Annotated in this window: 18 protein-coding genes; 11 read left to right on the forward strand and 7 right to left on the reverse strand. The window is 71.8% G+C overall.

What is annotated here, in order from left to right; all coding sequences use genetic code 11:
- Window positions 1-34: 34 nt before the first annotated feature.
- From ACZ7J0_RS08100 to ACZ7J0_RS08110, 3 genes are all read left to right on the forward strand, one after another.
- Window positions 35-2857, forward strand: a complete 2823-nt coding sequence (locus tag ACZ7J0_RS08100) for a helix-turn-helix transcriptional regulator (protein WP_470885077.1) — start codon at window positions 35-37, stop codon at window positions 2855-2857.
- Between the two features lie 345 nt (window positions 2858-3202).
- Window positions 3203-4159: an AfsR/SARP family transcriptional regulator gene (locus ACZ7J0_RS08105; RefSeq protein ID WP_470885079.1), complete on the forward strand. Its 957-nt coding sequence runs from the start codon at window positions 3203-3205 to the stop codon at window positions 4157-4159.
- Between the two features lie 138 nt (window positions 4160-4297).
- Window positions 4298-4594, forward strand: a complete 297-nt coding sequence (locus ACZ7J0_RS08110) for a hypothetical protein (protein ID WP_470885081.1) — start codon at window positions 4298-4300, stop codon at window positions 4592-4594.
- Window positions 4595-4674: 80 nt separating this feature from the next.
- On the opposite strand, the gene ACZ7J0_RS08115 is transcribed toward ACZ7J0_RS08110, so the two are convergent.
- Window positions 4675-5562 (reverse strand): ROK family protein, encoded by an 888-nt coding sequence (locus ACZ7J0_RS08115; RefSeq protein ID WP_470885083.1) that lies wholly within the window; start codon window positions 5560-5562, stop codon window positions 4675-4677.
- Window positions 5563-5907: 345 nt separating this feature from the next.
- Between ACZ7J0_RS08115 and ACZ7J0_RS08120 the strand changes: the two genes are divergently transcribed.
- On the forward strand, window positions 5908-6630 hold the full coding sequence (locus ACZ7J0_RS08120) for a 4'-phosphopantetheinyl transferase family protein (RefSeq protein WP_470885085.1): 723 nt from the start codon (window positions 5908-5910) through the stop codon (window positions 6628-6630).
- Here the strand turns inward: ACZ7J0_RS08120 and ACZ7J0_RS08125 are convergent.
- Together ACZ7J0_RS08125 and ACZ7J0_RS08130 are read right to left on the reverse strand one after the other, a co-directional pair.
- On the reverse strand, window positions 6590-7378 hold the full coding sequence (locus ACZ7J0_RS08125; protein WP_470885179.1) for a thioesterase II family protein: 789 nt from the start codon (window positions 7376-7378) through the stop codon (window positions 6590-6592). The genes ACZ7J0_RS08120 and ACZ7J0_RS08125 overlap by 41 nt on opposite strands.
- Window positions 7379-7500: 122 nt before the next feature.
- Window positions 7501-7941: a type II 3-dehydroquinate dehydratase gene (locus ACZ7J0_RS08130; protein WP_468706157.1), complete on the reverse strand. Its 441-nt coding sequence runs from the start codon at window positions 7939-7941 to the stop codon at window positions 7501-7503.
- Between the two features lie 250 nt (window positions 7942-8191).
- Between ACZ7J0_RS08130 and ACZ7J0_RS08135 the strand changes: the two genes are divergently transcribed.
- The 5 genes from ACZ7J0_RS08135 to ACZ7J0_RS08155 all read left to right on the forward strand — a co-directional run bounded on the left by ACZ7J0_RS08135 (window position 8192) and on the right by ACZ7J0_RS08155 (window position 12639).
- A complete protein-coding gene (locus ACZ7J0_RS08135; RefSeq protein WP_470885087.1) occupies window positions 8192-9355 on the forward strand; it encodes a DegT/DnrJ/EryC1/StrS family aminotransferase in 1164 nt (387 codons plus the stop codon).
- On the forward strand, window positions 9352-10617 hold the full coding sequence (locus ACZ7J0_RS08140) for a Gfo/Idh/MocA family protein (RefSeq protein WP_470885089.1): 1266 nt from the start codon (window positions 9352-9354) through the stop codon (window positions 10615-10617). Before ACZ7J0_RS08135 ends, ACZ7J0_RS08140 begins: the two co-directional genes overlap by 4 nt.
- A 10-nt stretch (window positions 10618-10627) precedes the next feature.
- On the forward strand, window positions 10628-11299 hold the full coding sequence (locus ACZ7J0_RS08145; RefSeq protein ID WP_470885091.1) for an HAD-IA family hydrolase: 672 nt from the start codon (window positions 10628-10630) through the stop codon (window positions 11297-11299).
- A gap of 135 nt (window positions 11300-11434) precedes the next feature.
- On the forward strand, window positions 11435-12016 hold the full coding sequence (locus ACZ7J0_RS08150; protein WP_470885093.1) for a hypothetical protein: 582 nt from the start codon (window positions 11435-11437) through the stop codon (window positions 12014-12016).
- An 86-nt stretch (window positions 12017-12102) separates the two neighbouring features.
- Window positions 12103-12639, forward strand: a complete 537-nt coding sequence (locus ACZ7J0_RS08155; RefSeq protein ID WP_470885095.1) for an LppU/SCO3897 family protein — start codon at window positions 12103-12105, stop codon at window positions 12637-12639.
- Window positions 12640-12958: 319 nt separating this feature from the next.
- Here ACZ7J0_RS08155 and ACZ7J0_RS08160 read toward each other — a convergent pair whose 3' ends face one another.
- Window positions 12959-13228 (reverse strand): hypothetical protein, encoded by a 270-nt coding sequence (locus ACZ7J0_RS08160; protein WP_470885097.1) that lies wholly within the window; start codon window positions 13226-13228, stop codon window positions 12959-12961.
- Window positions 13229-13434: 206 nt separating this feature from the next.
- Here ACZ7J0_RS08160 and ACZ7J0_RS08165 point away from each other — a divergent pair, with 206 nt between their 5' ends.
- Window positions 13435-14766, forward strand: coding sequence for a hypothetical protein (locus ACZ7J0_RS08165; protein ID WP_470885099.1), 1332 nt, complete (start codon window positions 13435-13437; stop codon window positions 14764-14766).
- A 93-nt stretch (window positions 14767-14859) separates the two neighbouring features.
- The gene (locus ACZ7J0_RS08170) at window positions 14860-15438 is read left to right on the forward strand and encodes an HD domain-containing protein (protein WP_470885101.1); all 579 of its coding nucleotides are present in this window, start codon (window positions 14860-14862) and stop codon (window positions 15436-15438) included.
- 155 nt (window positions 15439-15593) lie between these two features.
- On the opposite strand, the gene ACZ7J0_RS08175 is transcribed toward ACZ7J0_RS08170, so the two are convergent.
- The 3 genes from ACZ7J0_RS08175 to ACZ7J0_RS08185 form a co-directional block, all read right to left on the reverse strand.
- Window positions 15594-16253, reverse strand: coding sequence for a flavin reductase family protein (locus ACZ7J0_RS08175; protein ID WP_470885103.1), 660 nt, complete (start codon window positions 16251-16253; stop codon window positions 15594-15596).
- Between the two features lie 144 nt (window positions 16254-16397).
- Window positions 16398-17459: a 3-dehydroquinate synthase family protein gene (locus ACZ7J0_RS08180; RefSeq protein ID WP_470885181.1), complete on the reverse strand. Its 1062-nt coding sequence runs from the start codon at window positions 17457-17459 to the stop codon at window positions 16398-16400.
- A 41-nt stretch (window positions 17460-17500) separates the two neighbouring features.
- Window positions 17501-18307, reverse strand: coding sequence for a hypothetical protein (locus ACZ7J0_RS08185; protein WP_470885105.1), 807 nt, complete (start codon window positions 18305-18307; stop codon window positions 17501-17503).
- Window positions 18308-18570: the final 263 nt, after the last annotated feature.

Here is an 18570-nt window from a genome sequence, read left to right on the forward strand (position 1 = left end):
GTGCGGTGCGCGGAGCAAGGCGAGCGAGGGGGAAATGGTGGGACTCGTTGAGCGGAACGGGCATACGGAATTGCTCGACCGTCTGCTGGCCGAATGCGCGACGCACAAAGGCAGCGCGGTGGCATTGGACGGACCCGGACCGAACGGGAAGACCGAGCTGTTGCACTATGCGATCGCACAGGCGGAGAACGCCGGTGTGCGCGTGCTGCGGGCGGTGGGGGCGCGAGCGGAACGGACCCTGCGGTTCGGCGTCCTGGCGCAGCTCTTCCACGGGGCCGCGCTTCCCGAGGAGGTCGTACGTGAGGTGACCGCGTGGCTGGAGCGGGGCGCCGAGGCCGCCGGGGAGGGCGAGGCCACGGAGGTCCCGGGGGCCGGACTGGTGCAGGTCTTCGACCGGGTCTGCCGGGTCCTGCTCGAACTGGCCGCGCGGGAGCCGCTGTTGATCGCCGTGGACGATGTCCACCACGCCGACGCGGCGACGCTGCACTGCCTGCTGCATCTGGCGCGGCGGGTCGGCCCGGTGCCGATTCTGCTGGTGCTCGCGGACGACACCAGTACCCGACCGGAACTGCCGCTCTTCCGTGCCGAGTTGCAGCGGCGTCCGTACTGCCACCGACTGCGGGTCGATCCGCTCACCCCGGAGGGCGTACGGGAGCTCCTCACCGAGCGGCTCGGGGCGGAGGACGCGCGCACGCTCGCACCGGAGTTCCACGCCGTGTCCGGCGGCAACGCGCTGCTGCTCGCCGCGCTGGTCGAGGACCATCTCGTCTCCGGCGGCATCCGGCCCCAGGGGTACGGTCTGGCGTTCGCCGGCCATCTGGAGCGCGGGGACGCGACCGCGCTCGCCGTGGTCCGGGCGCTCGCGGTCCTGGGGCACGAGGAGCACGACGGGACGGCCGAGGGTGAACTGGCCGAGCTGGCCGGAGTGTCGGCGGCGGAGGTGACCGCCGTCCGGGCGGCACTCAACGACGCGGGACTGCTCGAAGGCGGCTGGTTCCGCTCCGAGGTCGCCCGGCTCGCGGTACTGGAGTCCCTGTCGCGCACCGACCGCGACGCCCTCCAGCTCGCCGCCGCCCGGCTGCTGCACCAGCGGGGAGCGATGGTGCAGCGGGTCGCCGCGCATCTCGTCGAGGCACAGTCGGCGCCCGGCGCGTGGGCCGTGGACGCGCTGCGCGAGGCGGCCGAGCGCGCCCTGCTGGCCGACCGGCGGCCCACCGCGATCGCCTGCCTCGAACTGGCGCATCGTTTCTGCGAAGACGAGGCCGGGCGTACGGCCATCCTGGCCCGGCTCCTCCATGTCGAGTGGCTCGGCAATCCCTCCGCCGCCGGCCGTCATCTCTCCACCCTCACCACCGCGGCGGGCGCGGGCCGCCTGGGGCAGCCGGAGCGGATCGCGCTGATACGCCGGCTGCTGTGGCACGGCCGCACCGAGGAGGCGGGCCGGACGCTCCAGCGGCTGCGCGCCACGAGCCGGGTCCCGCTGCCCGGTCAGTCCACCGAACTCCCGGACTTCGAGCACTGGATCGCCTGGACGCACCCCTCGCTCGCGCTGGAGAGCCGCCCACAGGCGGCGCCCCAGAACGAACCGGCCGGCGGCGCCCTGCCCGGCGCCGGGTTCCCGGCCCGCACGGGACCGCTGCTGCACTCCACGGGGCTGCTCGCCGACGCCCTGACCCGCGGCCGGCCCCAGGAGGCCGCCGAGCGGGCGGAGTGGCTGCTCGGCGACCTGGAGCGCGTCCGTACCGACGAGTGGGCCGAAGAGGCCGCGCTCACCGCGCTCAGCGTCCTCACGGCCGCCGGACGGCCTGCGGACACGCTGGCCTGGTGCGACCGGCTCAGCGCCCGGGACGCCCACCGGCTGCCCGCCACGCTGCGCGCCTTCCTGGCCGCCGCGAAGGCGGAGGCGGCGCTGCGCACCGGCGAGTTGACGACCGCCCTGACCGAGTCCCGGCTCGCGCTCGCCGTCCTGCCGCCGAAGGCGTGGGGCACGCTGGTCGGGCTCCCGCTGGGCACCCTGATCCTGGCGGCGACCCGGACCGGCGACCACGCGGAGGTCGCGCGGCGGCTGACGCAGTCCGTGCCCGAGCAGATGTTCGAGACCCGGCACGGGCTGACCTACCTCCACGCCCGCGGCCACTACCAGCTGGCCACCAACCACTGCCACGCCGCGCTGGCCGACTTCCTGTCCTGCGGCGAGCGGATGCGGGCATGGGGTCTGGACGTCCCGGGGCTGCCGCAGTGGCGGATCGGCGCGGCCGAGGCCTGGTTGCGGCTCGGCAACACCGACCAGGCCAAGAAGCTCGCGTACGACCAGCTGGGCCGGCCCGACGCGGCCGCGCCGTACTCCCGGGGGCTCGCGCTGCGGCTGATGGCGGCGTCGGGGCCGGCGAAGCGCAGACCGCAGCTCCTCGCGGAGGCGCTGGACCTCTTCGAGGAGTGCGGCGACCGGTACGAACAGGCGCGGGTGCTGGCCGATCTGAGCCATGCCCACTACGCGGTGCGCGACAGCCGCAGGGCCCGGATGCTGTTCCGCCGGGCGCGTCACATGGCGCGGCTGTGCGACGCCGGGCCGCTCTCCGAGGAGTTGCTGTCCGCCCCTGAGGAGCTCGGCGGCGACTCTGTGGCCAAGGGGACCGACTCCGACGCGGCCGGCGCCGCGCTCACCGAGTCGGAGCGGCGCGTCGCGGCGCTCGCCGTGCGCGGCTACACCAACCGGGAGATCGCGACGAAGCTGTACGTCACTCCCAGCACGGTGGAGCAGCACCTGACCCGTACGTACCGGAAGCTCGGCATCAAGCACCGCAGGGAGCTGCCGGCCGGTCTCGGCACGGAGGCGGGCAGTGGACGCGCCGCGTGAGGACGGGTGCGACGCGACCGAGGTGACGGTTTTCGCGGCAGATACGAAACCGTGCAGTTGGTACGTTTCCTGGGTCGGACGGGAGGGGGTACGCCAGGTACGCACCCTCCCGTCCGGGATCACCAGGCCGACCACAACACCGCCTCCACCTGCGGATTCTCCTCCCGCCTAGCGCGCCGGCCAGGGCACCGAGGCGCCCGCCAGCCCACTGCCACGCGAGCACGACGGCCGCCATGCGACCGCAGATTTAACCGATTCCACATTGACAAAAGGACCGGGCGGTTGGTTTCTTAAGGGGGTGCAGTCGTCAGTTGTCCCCCAGCCCTGCCAGAGACGGTGGTCACGGTGAAGTTCGGAGTCCTCGGTCCGGTCGAAGTCCTCAGCGGCGGTACGCCCCTGGCCCTGGGCGGCATGGTCCAGCGCGCGGCGCTCGGGTACCTGCTGCTCCACAGCAACAAGGTCGTCGCCACCAGCGCGCTCGTCCGGGCGGTCTGGGGCCACGACGCCCCGCCCACGGCCCGCAAGATGGTGCAGAACGCGGTCTCGCGCCTGCGCCGCACCCTCGCCGAGGGTGATCTCGACGCCGGCGCCGTCGAACTCACCACCTGCTCGCCCGGCTACCTGCTGCGCATCGACCCCGACACGGTCGACGTCCACCGGTTCCGGACGCTGGCCGAGCGGGGGCGCGCCGAGCTGTCCCACGGCCGGCAGGAGCGGGCCGCGGCGACCCTCGCCGAGGCGCTCGCCCAGTGGCGGGGCCCCGCGCTCGCCGACCTGACCGAGGTCGGGATCGAGTGGCCGCAGACCACGCTGCTGGAGAACGAGCGGCTGGCCGCCTTCGAGGACGGCGCCGAGGCGAGCCTGGCGCTGGGGCGTCACTTCGAGATCGTCCGCGAACTGGAGGCCATGACGGAGGCGGAGCCGACGCGGGAGCGGCTGTGCGGCCAGCTCATGGTGGCGCTCTACCGCTGCCACCGGCAGCGCGAGGCGCTCGCCGTCTACCAGCGGACCCGGATGGCGCTCGTGGAGACCTTCGGCCTCGACCCGGGCCGCGAACTCCAGTCCCTGGAAATGAAGATCCTCCAGCACGACGAGTCCCTGGCCACGCCGGGCCGGCTCCCCTCCCCCGCTCCGGCCCCGGCGCCGCAGCGGACGCCCCCGGCGGCCCCGGTGTCCCGGCAGTTCACGGCGGCCATGGGAGCCGTCACGCCCCACACCCGCCCGGCCCGGGACCGCAGCGAGGAACTGGTCATGGCCCACCGCTGGCGGGGCGCGGACCCGCTGTGGGCGTCCTTGTGGTGAGCCCCGGCGCGGGCGAGCAGGCGCCGTTGTGGCCCAGGGCGCGCGCGCCCCTCACCCGTTCGACGACCAGCCCGCGCGGAAGGCACGTGTCGCTGGTCGACTGGGTGGGACAGTGTGCCGACCACGGACGGAGTTGTTGTGGCAATCATCGTCGAGCTGAACATGACCGGAGCCACTCAGGCGCAGTACGAGCAGGTCGCGAACCAGGTGAGCAGCGGGCGCGGAATCGTCAAGAAGCTTTCGGACTGGCCGGCGCCCGGCGTTGTCGCACACATTGCCGGACAGGGCGAGAACGGCTGGTTCGTCGTGGATGTGTGGGAGTCCGAGGAGGCATGGCAGCGCTTCGCGGAGATCCTGATGCCGTACGCGCGCGAAGCGGGCATTCCGGAGTTCACGCCCAGGGTGTACCCGGCCTTCAACATCGTGACCGAGTAGCAGGCGAAGGCCCCGCCGAGCCGGTCCAAGGGGCCTTCATGGAAGGCCCCTTGCCGGGGAGGCGGCGGCCTGCCGGGCGTTCAGGGCCTGCGGGCCAGCAGAACCGCTCCGCGCAGGGAGGACAGACCTCCCAGTACGGCCGCGTGAACCGGTGGCGGCGTCCAGCCGGGACGGGTCAGGCGTGACACCTGGGCCGCGATCCCGTCGACGAAGCCCGGAATGCCCGCCGCGAAGCCGCCGCCGACCACGATCCGCGCGGGGTGGACCAGTTCGCTGAGGCTCACCGCCGCCGCGGCCAGCGCGGCGCAGCCCTCCTCGATGGCCTCGACGGCCCAGGGCAGACCCGCCGCGTACCCGTCCCGCAGCACGGTGAACTCGACCGGAACGCCCCTTAGTTCCGCCGCCCGGCGCAGCGTCGCTGGGCCCGAGGCGACGGCCTGGACGCATCCCCGGCGGCCGCAGTCGCAGAGCTCGCCCGCGAGCCGGTCCACGATCGTGTGGCCCACCTCGCAGGAGCCCGACCCCGGTACCGGACGGCCGTCGAGGACGATGCCGCCGCCGATCCCCGTACCCACGCCCAGATAGACCAGGTCCCGGCAGTCGGCCGCGTCCGCCTCGGCGAGCGCCGCCAGGTCGCCGTCGTCGGCGCAGCGCACCCGCGCGCCCGGCAGCAGCCGCCCCAACTCGGCCGTCAGGTCGACCCCCTGCCAGAACGGCCGGCCCGGCCAGGTCCGCACCCGCCCGTCCGGGGCGAGCGTCGCGGGCATCGCCACACCGACCGCCTCGACGGGCCGCGGAAGACGCGCCCGCAGCGCGGCCGTGTGCTCGGCCAGCGCGGCGAGGTCATCGCGAACGCAACGGGTCGCGGGCCAGCGGAACGACGACTCCGTCTCCTCCCCCGCATCCCCGGAATTCTCCGTACGGAAGGCGACCTTCGTGCCTCCGACATCTATTCCCAGATAACTCACGGCTTCTCCTTGGAGGATGACCCATCAGGGTGCAGGGCGGCGTTGGGGGGTCCATAGGGGACCGGTCGGACATGTCTCGAACTAGCTTCTTCTCAGGCACTCGGAAGCGGGAGGGAACATGTTCACCGAAGAATGGCGTACGGCGGATACCGGTAATTCCTGCGAAACAGCTCTGCGTATTTTCACGGGAGATCCGGGAGGTGCGGGCGGCCTCGGGGCCGCTCCGGCGCCCCCGGCTCCGCTGGAGGCACTGCGGGTGGTGGTCCTCCAGTCCGTCGAGGCGGTGATCGCCGCCGCGACCGGGCGTCCGCTGCCGAGCGCGGCGGAGGGCGGGAGCGGTACGCCGTGATCGAAGGGCTGCTGCCGCGGGTCGCCGTCTGGGCCGAAGCCTTCGGTGACGATCCCGGGCCCGCCACCGGGTCCGGGCCGCGGCCGGACGGCCTGTACGAGGAGGAGTGGGCGGTCGTCGCCGGCGCCGTGCCCTCCCGGCAGCGGGAGTTCACCGTCGTACGGCGGTGTGCGCGGCGCGCGCTCGCCGACCTCGGGCTGCCTCCCGTACCCCTGCTGCACGGCCGTCGCAACGCCGTCGTCTGGCCCGACGGCGTCATCGGCAGCATGACCCACACGACCGGCTACCGCGCGGCCGCGCTCGCCCGGCGTGACGATCTGGCCGGCCTCGGGATCGACGCCGAGCCGGATCTGCCGCTCCCCGACGGGGTGTTGGTGAGCGTGGCCCGGCCCACCGAGCTGCGGCACGTGGCGGCGCTGGCCGCCGCGCGGCCCGCGGTGTCCTGGGACCGGCTGCTGTTCAGCGCCAAGGAGGCGGTGTACAAGACGTGGTTCCCGCTGTCGGGGCGGGAGCTGGACTTCCCGGACGCCGAGATCGCCTTCGACCCGGCCGGCGGGAGCGCCGGAACGTTCTCCGCCAGGCTGCTGGTGCCCGGTCTGCCACTCGCCGGCGAGAAGGTCACCCGCTTCGACGGACGATGGGCGGCGGACCGCGGTCTGCTGCTGTCGGCGGTGGCCCTCAGCGCCCCGGGGCGAGCGCATCGCGGACCAGCGCGGTGATGGCCTCCAGGTGGTCGGCGAGGTAGAAGTGCCCTCCTGGGAACACGTGGAAGCCGATTTCTCCGGGCACGTGCTGTTCCCAGGCGGCCGCGTCGTCGACGGAGACGCGCGGGTCGCTGTCCCCCACCAGTACGGTCACGGGGCAGTCGATCGTCGCGCCGGGCGCGCAGCGGTAGGTCTCCACGGCGCGGTAGTCGCCGCGGATCACCGGCAGCATCAGCCGCAGCAGTTCCTCGTCCTGGAACACCCGGGGGTCCGTCCCGCTGAGCGCCTCCAGCTCCTTCAGCAGGCCGGCGTCGTCGAGGCGGTGGATCAGGTGCTCGCGGTCGAGGCCCGGAGCAGGGCGGCCGGAGGCGAAGAACGCCACCGGCGGGGTGCCCCGGCGCTCCAGCCGCTGCACGACCTCGAAGCCGACGGTGGCGCCCATGCTGTGCCCGAAGAGGGCCAGCGGCGCGTCGGTCCACGGTTCGAGCGCCTCGGTGATCAGGTCGGCGAGGGCGCCGATGTCGGTGACGGGCTCCTCGCGGAACCGGTCCTGGCGGCCCGGGTACTGCACCGACAGCACCTCGACGTCAGGCGAGAGCGCCGCCGAGAAGGGGCGGAACCAGGGCGCGGAGCCGCCCGCGTGCGGCAGCGTCACCAGCCGCACGGCGGCGTCCGGCGCCGGGTGGTAGCGCCGGATCCACGCGTCGCGGTCGAACGCGGCGCCGGTCGGACCACCGGTCGGTGTGGTCGATTCAACGGTCAGGGGTGTCACGGGAGTTCACCTCACGATGGCGGTCCGGCCGTCCTGGCCGGACCGAGGGGGTGCCTGGGTCCGGGGGCCGGGGCCGGTGGACGGGGCCGGCCCCCGGGGAGCGTCGCCGCTCGTCACATGCCGGGCGAGGTCATGCCGAGCAGCGCACGCGCGGCGAGGGGGTAGCCGAGCGCTCCCATGCCGACGATCACGCCGTGCGCCAGCGGGGCGAGTACCGACTCGTGCCGGAACTGCTCGCGCGCCCAGACGTTCGACAGATGCACTTCGATCCAGGGACGCGGGTAGCTCGCGAGAGCGTCCCGCAGACCCCAGCCATTGATCATGAGAGCACCGGGATTCACGATGGCACCCACCGTGTAGTAGTGCTCCTGGATCGCCTTGATCAGCTCGCCCTCCGATTCGCGCTGTACGGACACGAGGTCGTATCCACGCTCGGCGAGCTCCTTCTCGATGGCCTGCTCGATGTCGAACAGTGTGGCCGTTCCGTAGACCTCGGGTTCACGGCGGCCGAGTATGCCCAGGTTCGGGCCGTTGACCAGGAGTATTGCGCTCACGGTCCCACCTCTCTGCATTCGGGGAGAATGCAGAATTTCTAGCACCAATTTCCATCGACGGGAAACCGCAGGGGGTGGAGCGAGAAATTCAAGGGGCCATAAAGGGGGGTTCCTAGGGGATGGGAAGCGTCCTTATCCGTGGGGTAGCGTGATAACCGCGGCGTGGAAAGGCCCCCGCCAGACCGGTTGAATTCTAGGCCGAATTCATTGTCCGGCACAGGTTCCCCTCGAAAAGAAGGATTGGTTGAGCATGTCTGGTAACCGACAGCCTCTCGAACTTCCCCAGTGGCCCCAGTACGGCGACGAGGAGCGGGCCGGCCTGATCCGCGCGCTGGAGCAGGGGCAGTGGTGGCGGATGGGAGGCAGCGAAGTCGACTCGTTCGAGCGGGAGTTCGCCGAGTTCCACGGCGCGCAGTACGCCCTCGCCGTCACCAACGGCACGCACGCGCTGGAACTGGCCCTCCAGGTGCTCGGCGTCGGCCCCGGCACCGAGGTCATCGTGCCCGCCTTCACCTTCATCTCCTCGTCACAGGCCGCCCAGCGCCTGGGCGCCGTCGCCGTCCCGGTCGACGTCGACCCCGAGACGTACTGCCTGGACGTCGCCGCCACCGAGGCGGCCATCACCCCGCGCACCAAGGCGATCATGCCGGTGCACATGGCCGGTCACTTCCCCGACATGGACGCGCTGGAGAAGCTCTCCGCCGACAAGGGCATCCCGATCATCCAGGACGCCTGCCACGGCCAGGGCGGCGAATGGCAGGGCCGCAACTACGGCGAGCTCGGCTCGGTCGCCGCGTTCAGCTTCCAGAACGGCAAGCTGATGACGGCCGGCGAGGGCGGTCTGGTGCTGTTCCCCACGCGCGAGCTGTACGAGGAGGCCTTCCTGCGCCACTCCTGCGGCCGGCCCCGTACGGACCGCAAGTACTACCACCAGACGTCCGGTTCCAACTTCCGGATGAACGAGTTCTCCGCCTCCGTGCTCCGCGCCCAGCTGGCCCGCTACCCCTCCCAGCTCGCCACCCGCCAGGCACGCTCCGAGCTGCTCGACTCGCTGCTCGCCGAAATCCCCGGCGTCGTCCCGCAGAAGCACGACCCGCGCGTCACCTCGCACCCCCACTACATGGCGATGTTCCGCATCCCGGGCCTGGCCGAGGAGAAGCGCAACGAGCTCGTCGACAAGCTCATCGAGCGCGGCCTGCCCGCCTTCATCGCCTTCCGCGCCATCTACCGCTCGGACGGCTTCTGGGAGTCCGGCGCCCCGGACGAGACGGTCGAGCAGGTGGCGGCCCGCTGCCCCAACACCGAGGCCATCAACAACGACGCCATCTGGCTGCACCACCGCACGCTGCTCGGCACGCCGCAGCAGATGCACCAGGTGGCCGAGATCATCGCGGACACACTGGCGGAGGCATGAGCGCCGCGCCGTCCGGCGGGGGCCGCGTCGTCCGCGTCGCCGTCGTGGGCCTCGGCTGGGCCGCCAAGTCCATCTGGCTGCCCCGGCTGCGCGAACACCCCTCCTTCGCCGTCACCGCGGTCGTCGACCCGGACCGGGCCGCCCTGGCCGCGGCCGTACACGACCGCACCGGCACCCAGCTGCTCACCAGCGTCGACGAACTGACGCCGGAGATCGCCGACCTGGCCGTCGTCGCCGTACCGAACCATCTGCACGCGACGATCGCCTGCCGGCTCCTGGTCAACGGCATCCCCGTCTTCCTGGAGAAGCCGGTCTGCCTCAACTCCGATGAGGCCGAACAGCTCGCGGCGGCAGAGACCGGCGGGGGGTCCCTGCTGCTCGCCGGAAGCGCCGCGCGCTACCGCGCCGATGTTCTCGCGCTGCGGGAACTCGTCGCCAATCTCGGGCACATCCGGCACGTGGACCTCTCCTGGGTCCGGGCGCGGGGCATCCCCGACGCGGGCGGCTGGTTCACCCAGCGCCAGTACTCCGGCGGCGGGGCCCTCGTCGACCTCGGCTGGCATCTCCTGGACACGGTGGCGCCGCTGCTCGGCGACGTCAGCTTCGACCAGGCGCTCGGCACGGTCTCCGACGACTTCGTCCGCAGCGCCGCGGCCCGCGCCGCCTGGCGCGAGGACCGCCCCGAGGACGCCCCCGAGGCCGAGGGCGACGTCGAGGACACCGCACGCGGCTTCCTCGTCACCGACAGCGGCGTCTCCGTGGGACTCCGGGCGAGCTGGGCCTCGCACGAGCCGCACGACGTCACCGTGATCCGGGTCGACGGCAGCGAGGGCACCGCGACACTGCGCTGCACCTTCGGGTTCAGCCCCAACCGCGTCGAGTCCGCGGAGCTGACGCTCACGAAGGACGGCACGGTCACGGAGATCCCCTTCCCCGTGGAGCCCATCGGCGCGGAGTACATGCGGCAGCTCGACGAACTGCCGGCGCTGCTCGCCGACCCGGAGAGCCACGGGCGGGCGGTGCGCGAGACACGGCGGACGATCACCGTGATCGAGCGGATCTACGCGACGGCGCGGGAGGCCCGCGAGGCGCGGGCGGCCGTGGCGGCGGCAGCAGCCGCGGAGGCGGCGGAGGCCGCCCAGCAGGACAAGGCAGTGACCGCACATCCGGCGCCCGTCGTACGTATCGCATCTCCGGTACGTCCCGGCAGCGCCGACGTCCCCACGAACGGGCGGGCGACCCCCGCCCCGACTCACCGGTGAGGAAAGCCCCATGACCCAGAACATCGACTGGCACAACCGCGGCACCCGGGCGATCGTGTTCGACCTGGACGGTGTCCTCGTGGACAGCTTCGAGGTGATGCGCCAGGCCTTCACGGTGGCGTACGCGGAGGCCGTCGGCGACGGTCCCGCGCCCTTCGAGGAGTACAACCGGCACCAGGGCCGATATTTCCCCGACATCATGCGGATCATGGGGCTTCCCAAGGAGATGGAGGAGCCCTTCGTCCGGGAGAGCTATCGCCTGGAACACCAGGTGCCGGTCTTCGACGGCGTGGTCGACCTCCTGCGGGAACTGCACGCCAGGGGCATACGGATGGCCGTCGCGACCGGGAAGAGCGGCCCGCGGGCCCGCTCGCTCCTGGCCTCGCTGGGCATCGCCGACGTCTTCGAGCACATCATCGGCTCGGACGAGGTCGACCGCCCCAAGCCGGCACCGGACATCGTGCGCCTCGCCCTGCGGCTGATGGACATCGCCCCGGAGAAGGCCCTGATGGTCGGCGACGCGGTCACGGACCTGACGAGCGCGCGGGGCGCGGGGGTCGCGGCGGTCGCGGCGATGTGGGCGGACGTGGACGAGGCGGACCTGGTGGCCGCGGCCCCGGACGCGATCCTCCACACCCCGTCGGATCTGCTGGCCCTGCTCCCGATCCTGGACACGGTCTAGCCCCTCCCCCTCCCGGACCCCGGGCCCCGACCCCCCACGAACGGGGGCCGGGGCCCGGGTGCGTGCCAAAGAGCCGCCTCGCGCACCTCGTTGGTAGCTTGGCTCGTCCTGCCTTCTACGCCCAACCGGGGACCCATGAGCCAGCACCAGCCCCAGCCGCCGCACTTCAACCCGTATCACCAGCCACCCGGGCAACCGCCCATGCAGTCCTGGCAGCCGCCGATACCTCCCGGGCAGCCGTTCGCGGCGCCCCTGGGGCAGCAGCCGAGGCGCGGCCACCCCGTCGGCGCCTTCTTCCTCGGGCTCCTCGCCTCGGTCGTGGTCTCGGCGATCTACACCGGCGTCACCGTGGCCACGTACAAGCAACAGTCCGCGAACACCGCGCAGACCCTCTACGTGGTGCACGGCCTGCTCAACGGAGCGGCTGTCGGCGCGTTGGTCGGCCTGGTCGGCCGGCGCAGCACCGGCGTCCAGATCAGCGGTGCGTTCATGGCCGTGCTCGGCGTCTTCTTCGGCTACACCAACGCGATCCCGCTCATCATCGCCGCGGACGGCGGTGTCCCGGCCTTCGGGGACATGATGGAGGCGGACCCCTTCATCCCCGCCAAGGCCTGGTGGGGCAGCCAGAGTGACACCGAGTGGCTCTCCCTGCTGGGACTTGCCGTCGCCGCGGTGACGGCCTGGGGTCTCGCGCGTCTCATCGGCAAGCGCCGCTGACCCGCCCGCATTCGTGGGGAGTTCACCGGTTGCTATAGCGTGCTCGCGTCAAAAGGACGGACACACGCATCTCGGGGGACTCCCACATGACCTTTCCGCCGCAACAAGGCCCTGGCCCGTACGGTCAACCCGGCCCGTACGCCCAGCAGCCGCCCCAGGGCTACCCGCCCCAGCCGGGCTACGGGTACCCGCAGCAGCCTCAACCCCAGCAACAGCAGCCCTACCCGCCCCAGCAGCAGCAGTGGTCCGCTCCCCCGCCGCCGGCGCCGGCGCCGCCGTCTCGGAGCGGGGGCATAGGCGTCATGAAAATCCTCAAGGGCATCGGCGCCGTGGCCGTCCTCATCATGATCGTGGTGGGCTACTTCGCGAGCCAGGACGACGCCGACCATGCCGAGGCCGGGGACTGCCTCAAGAACAACGGGTCCACGATCTCGCCCGATCTGCAGGTCGTGGAGTGCGGTGGCACCGAGGCCACGTACAAGGTGGTCGAGGTGATCCCCGACACCCTGGACACCGCCAAGTGCGACGGCAAGTCGGACATCGGCTACCGCGAGCAGACGCGCGGCGGCCGCCGCAGCTCGGGCAAGCAGTTCGTGCTCTGCATCAACGAGATCAAGAAGTAGACGGGAAGGCGAAGCCCCGGGCCACACGGTCCGGGGCTTCGCTCCGCGCCTTCCGGTCCGGTCGACCGTCCCCAGTGACCTGGTCCACCAGGTCATCGCGGTTCGCGCGGCTCCCCTCGTGACGCGCGGTTCCGACCGCTCGGCGTGAACAGGTCGAGCACGTCCGGGGGCTTCGGGTAGTACGGCGCGCACGCCCCGCAGGCGTAGACGTTGAACCCGGGCCCCGAGCCGGCGTGTACCTCGGAGACGACCACGGGGCTCGCGGTGAACCTCTCGCACCGCACACACATCCGCGTCGGACGGCGTTCGGGGACGCCCATCAGGCCACCCCCCGCCGGCCGACGTCCGCGGCGAGCCGCCGGTGCCGCTGCTCGTGGGCCCTCAGGTACGGACGGACCAGCACGGTCGCAGCGCCGTCCAGCGGTGTGTCGAGCCCGTACGGCGAGCGCGGCACCGGAAGCGGTGGCCCCACCCGCCGGGGTACGGGCCGCGTCGCCCGGACGGGTGGGCAGGCGGCGATGGGGCGGCGACCACGCGCCGCCAACACCGCCCTCGCCCACCGGACGAGGGCGCGGATAAGGTCGGTCATGTCGGTCTGCTCCATTCGGATCGGCCATGCCCCGGGACGGGTGCCTCCGTCGCCGGGGTGTTCCTGTTCCCGGAGACGCTTCGGCGCCGAGTGCGTCTGGCCGACTACTCCGGGTGGCTGGTACTCATTCAACGGGGGTACACCGCTCGTGAGAACGGGCCATGCTGGTAGGTCCGTTGAATGCGTTGAACGCCAGGGGAGCTGGAATGGGACGCACGCCGAACACGGCACTCGCCGACTTGATGGCCCAGGCCGACTGGGGGAACGGGCAGCTCGCGCGGGCCGTGAACCGTACTGCGGCGGAGGCGGGCACGGCGCTGAACTACGGTGCGAGCACCGTGACGTACTGGCTCAAGGGCTCACTTCCGAAGGAGTCGGCCCGCCCCGCCATCGTCGAGGCGCTCTCGCGACGGATCGGCCGCCCGGTGACGTGTGCCGAGGCGGGTTTCCCCGGCGACAACCCGGACGGGGTCCGGGATCTCGCCGACCTCGCGCGGGGCGACATGGACCCGTCTCGCCGCGGTGTGCTCTCCGCGGGGCTCTATTCGGCAGCGTTGATGGTGCCCCAGTACACGGACTTGGGCGACCGCCTCGAAGCGTCCGACGAGAAGGCCAAGGCGGGCCGTACGGTCCGCATCGGCGCCGGCGAGGTCACCACGGTCCGCACGATGACGGACCACGTCGCGAACATCCTGGACGACCTGGGCGGCGGCCACGCCCGGCCGATGGCCGCGGCGTTCCTCGCCAACACCGTTCTCTCGTGGCTGGAAGCCGAAGCCACGCCGAAGGTGCAGGACGAGATGCGCGCCGCCGCTGCCGACTTCGTGTACCTCACCGGTTGGATGGCGATGTACGAGCGGGCTCACGGCCTCGGGCAGAAGTACTTCGTGCAGGCCCTCGGCCTGGCCAAGGACGCGCAGGACCATCTCACCTACTGCCGCACCCTACGAGGAATGGCGCTTCAGGCGTCGAACCTCGGCTACGGTCCAAAGGCACTGGAGTACGCGGATTCCGCGGCGGAGGCGGCGCCCGTCGCCGGTCCGCGTCTGATCGCCTTTCTGCGGGGCCAGCAGGCCCATGGCGCGGCCATGGTGAAGGACCGGCGGCAGGCGTTCACCCGCCTGCGCGAAGCCGAGTCCGCCCTCGCCAAGGCCGACGGCCGCAACGACGCCGTCGGCGGATACGACCAGGCCGCCTACCACTTCCACGTCTCCCACGTCCTCTACGAGCTCGGCGACCTCCCCGGATCGATCAAGGCCATGCGGCAGTCCAACCGTGCCCGGCCCGCCAACGAGCGCCAGGGCCGCCTTCACGCCCACGGTGTTCTCGCCGCCCGCCAGTGGGAACTCGGACACGTCGAGGCCGCTTGCGCCACGTGGGACCGGTTCCTGGACGACTACACGACGCTGTCCACAGCACGGGGTGACGAACACTTCGACACTCTCCGCGACAAGGTGAAGACGCACGGGACGAGCCGCGCCGTGGGAACGCTCGGCGAACGCGTGCGGGTGGTGGCGGAACAGAAGGCAGCGGCGTGACGCGGAGAGGGGTCGGCCCTGGGACCCAGTCCCCGTCGCGGAGGACGGTGCTGGGAGCAGGGTTGCGTACGGACACAGACCGGAGGGCACCACATGGCGGATGAGACCGACCAGGCCAAGGGAACTGCCGGGTTCCTGCTGGAGATGGGGATGCTCAAGCGGGCCAAGCGGTCCGGCTGGTGGATCGCCGGCGTCAAGGATCCCGAGACCATTGCGGAGCACTCGTTCCGCGTCGGCATCGTGGGTGCTGTGCTGGCGATGATGGAGGGCGCCGATCCGGCGAAGGTGGCGCTGATGTGCCTGTTCCACGACACCCAGGAGACCCGGGTCGGCGACATTCCGCACGTGGGCCGGAGGTATCTGGACGCAGCCAGCAACGAGAAGGTCACCGCCGATCAGGTCTCCGCCGCTCATACGGCCGTAGCAGCCGGGATCCAGCGGGTCGTCGAGGAGTACGAGAACGGCAGCAGCCTGGAAGTGATCGTTGCTCACGACGCCGACAAGCTGGAATGCCTCGTCCAGGCAGTCGAGTATCGCGAGCAGGGATACACGAACGTCCAGAACTGGATCGACACCAGCCGGAACAGTCTGAAGACCTCGTCGGCACAGGCTCTCGCTGAGGCTGCCCTGAGTATGTCCTCCGTCGAGTGGCAACAGACGTATCTCCGCTGAGCCGCCGACGTACGGGAGGGGGTCGGGGTCGCACGTGGGGGTGGTCGGACGTAAAGCACCGACGCTCGCGCGGAGCGCGGTGAGGCTGCAGTCCGGACACCCCGCACCGGAGGCCCCGACCCCCGCCGCCACCACCACCACCGCTGTACCCGCCTTCAGTGGGGCGCGGTGGCGACCGGCGCGGCCTCGGCGGCGGGGCCGTCGAGGCCGCGGGGAGTCTCGGTGCGGTAGGAGTGGCCGAGCTCCTGGCCGAGGCCGAAGTAGTGGCGGAAGTTGTAGATGAGAGGGCTCCAGGCGGCCGGGTCGATGTGATCTGTGCCGGGGACGGCGACGCGGGAGTCGGCGTGGACCTTGCGCACGACGGCCTCGACGATGACGCATTCTCCGGAGACGTCCGGCCGCACCCGTACCGCGCGGGCCTCCAGCTGGATCGGGCATTCGGCGACGCGAGGCGGCCTCACCACGAGGGAAGGCACGCCGCTCAGCCCGGCGGCGGTGAACTTGTCCGGTTCGAAGCGGCAGCCCAGGGGCTTGGTGGGGGGCACGGGATTCCGGCCGGTCAGTGGCGCGAGCCGCTCCACCGCCGGCCACTGGTCCGGGGCCGGCAGGCTGATGACCAGATCGGGACGGCCGCGGAGGTTGTGCGCGGTCTGACCGTCGCGGCCAAGCCCGAGCACGACGGTCCGGCCCAGTGCCCAGGCGGAGGACATGGGGGCGAGATTGAAGGACCCGTCCTGGTTCTCCGTCGACAGGAGCACCACTGGCGTCCCGAAGTACAGGACGCTCGGCTCGATCACCCGGTGGGAAGTGTTCATGACGGGCAGCCTAGGAACCGGACGTTTCGGCCCGGGCCGAAGTGTCACGCGCGACGAGGGAGCCGGGCGGGGGACGGGACGACCTGTGAGGCCCGGCCCCCGGACGGTGTCCGGGGGCGGACCTCAGTCGCGGCGCCGCCGTCGTCAGAAGCGGCGGCGCGGCATCGACTCCAGGGTCGCGCGGACCACCTCCTCCCCCACGTCCTGGACCAGTTCCGCTCCCCGCGGCCCGTCCAGCACGAACGCCAACCCCTGTTCCGCCTTCTTGTCCAGCCGCATCAGGGCCATCAGTTCCGACGCCGTCGGCCCCTCCGGGAGCTCCGTCGGCAGGCCGTAGCCCGAGACGATCTCCAGGTGCGTGGCGACCCGGCCCTCGTCGATGCGGCCCAGGGCGCCGGCCAGGCGGCCCGCGAAGACGGTGCCGATGGCGACCGCCTCGCCGTGCTTGAGGGCGAAGTCCGTCGCGATCTCGAGGGCGTGGCCCAGAGTGTGGCCGTAGTTGAGGAGGTGGCGTGGGCCCGCGTCCCGCTCGTCGGTCATCACGACGGACGCCTTGAGCGCGACGCTCGCCGCGATCTGCTGGTGCAGCGGCAGGTGCCTGAGGTCGCCGGCGCCGATGAAGGCGGCCCGCGCCAGCTCCCCGTAGCCGTTGATCATTTCCCGTTCGGGGAGCGTGCTCAGGTAGTCCGTGTCGCACAGGACCGCCTTGGGCTGCCAGTACGTTCCGACGAGGTTCTTCCCCTCGGGCAGGTTCACCGCCGTCTTTCCGCCGATGCTCGCGTCGACCTGGGCGAGCAGGGACGTCGGCAGGTGGATGACCGGGACCCCGCGGTGGAAGAGGGCCGCGGCGAGGCCGACGGTGTCCGTGGTGGTCCCCCCGCCGCAGCTGATCACCACGTCCTGCCGGGTGAGCCCGAACCCGGCGAAGGCGCGGCAGAGTTCGTCGACGGTGACGAGGTTCTTGTCCACCTCGCCGTCGCGGGCCCGGATCAGCAGGGACGGTACGCCGGGGTCGGGCACCCAGTCGTCGGGGCGGGCGGAGACGACCACGACGCGGTGGGCGCCGGTCTCCGCGACGATCCCGGGGAGCAGGTGCCGTACTCCGGGGCCGATGTGGACGGTGTACGAGCGGTCGCCGAGGTCGACGTCGACGCTCCTTCGTTCGCCCGGGTCCGTGGACGAGGCGCCGGTCTCCGGCGCGGTCATCAAGGCCATGGAAGTCCTCCCGTGGTGGGTTGTCGTTCCGGTCACGCCGTCTGGAAGACCGGTAGCGGGGAAGCGAGGGCGGACTCGGGGGCGGTCCGCAGGATCAGCGCGGCGAGCGCTTCGGACTCCTGGGACACCCCGAGGCGCTGGTGGGTCAGGTGCGCGTGCTCGAACAGCAGGTAGTTGCCGGGCAGTTCGCCGGAGACCTCCTGGTCGCCGACGGCCGTGTCGAGGGTGCGCAGGTAGGCGCGCCAGGCCTCGGACGTGCGCTCGTCGGCGACGGACACCGGCAGGGCGGTCGGGGCGGCGAGCCGGCCGCGGCCCTCGACGGTGGCTCTGCGGCCGAGTTCGAGGCGTAGATCGGGACTGATTCCGGAGGCCCAGTGCTGCCAGCAGAGGAAGAGGAAGGCGGACCGGTCGGCGGCCGGGACGAGGGCGGCGACGTGCCGCAGGTGCAGGACGGCGAAATCGAGCCGGTCCTCGGCGCAGAGTCCGCCCGACTCGCCGACGGCCAGGGCGAGTTCGCTGGATCTCATGGACAGTTCATCGGTGAACGCGGGCCTGCGCTCCTCGTAGCGGTGGAACATGCGGGTGCCCGTGCGGTCCGCTTCGGTGAGGAGCGTCCCGAGGACGTACCGGGTGGTCCGGTCGTCGGCGCTCAGCCACAGTTCGGTGCCGGATGTGCCGGAGGCGTCCCGCAGCGGGTGGAAGAACCAGTGCCCGGCCCGGCCGTCGCGGAGCGGGGCGAGCGCCCCGGCGATGTCGGCGGGCAGCCGCGGGGCCAGGGCGGCGCCCTGGTCGGCCCAGGCCTGGCCGGACAGCCGGCAGTACAACCAGTTGCGCGTCACTGCGGATCACCTCGGTGTGAGTCGAATGAATCGGATGAGTCGTCTGAGTCGAGCCGAACGAGCCGAACGAGCCGAATCCTGTGGAGAGATCGAATTTCTCTGACGGACACCTTGCGTTTTGCGGGCGACCCGGTAATCTCCAGCCGGGACAGGGCCCCTGAGGTGAGATTAGGGTCCGGGGTTATCGCCTTCCATTCTCTGGGGGGACAAGCTTCGAGCCACTCCGAATGAGGGCGGTCCTAGGGGGGCTGTCTGGGGTCTCC

The organism is Streptomyces sp. NPDC038280 (assembly GCF_055600045.1).

Bases quoted from the DNA above. Each gene is read 5' to 3' on its own strand.
- ACZ7J0_RS08135 (WP_470885087.1), top strand. From the start codon at position 8,192: ATGTCTGGTAACCGACAGCCTCTCGAACTTCCCCAGTGGCCCCAGTAC.
- ACZ7J0_RS08170 (WP_470885101.1), top strand. From the start codon at position 14,860: ATGGCGGATGAGACCGACCAGGCCAAGGGAACTGCCGGGTTCCTGCTG.
- ACZ7J0_RS08165 (WP_470885099.1), top strand. From the start codon at position 13,435: ATGGGACGCACGCCGAACACGGCACTCGCCGACTTGATGGCCCAGGCC.
- ACZ7J0_RS08160 (WP_470885097.1), bottom strand. From the start codon at position 13,228: ATGACCGACCTTATCCGCGCCCTCGTCCGGTGGGCGAGGGCGGTGTTG.
- ACZ7J0_RS08100 (WP_470885077.1), top strand. From the start codon at position 35: ATGGTGGGACTCGTTGAGCGGAACGGGCATACGGAATTGCTCGACCGT.
- ACZ7J0_RS08175 (WP_470885103.1), bottom strand. From the start codon at position 16,253: ATGAACACTTCCCACCGGGTGATCGAGCCGAGCGTCCTGTACTTCGGG.
- ACZ7J0_RS08145 (WP_470885091.1), top strand. From the start codon at position 10,628: ATGACCCAGAACATCGACTGGCACAACCGCGGCACCCGGGCGATCGTG.
- ACZ7J0_RS08150 (WP_470885093.1), top strand. From the start codon at position 11,435: ATGAGCCAGCACCAGCCCCAGCCGCCGCACTTCAACCCGTATCACCAG.
- ACZ7J0_RS08180 (WP_470885181.1), bottom strand. From the start codon at position 17,459: ATGACCGCGCCGGAGACCGGCGCCTCGTCCACGGACCCGGGCGAACGA.
- ACZ7J0_RS08155 (WP_470885095.1), top strand. From the start codon at position 12,103: ATGACCTTTCCGCCGCAACAAGGCCCTGGCCCGTACGGTCAACCCGGC.
- ACZ7J0_RS08140 (WP_470885089.1), top strand. From the start codon at position 9,352: ATGAGCGCCGCGCCGTCCGGCGGGGGCCGCGTCGTCCGCGTCGCCGTC.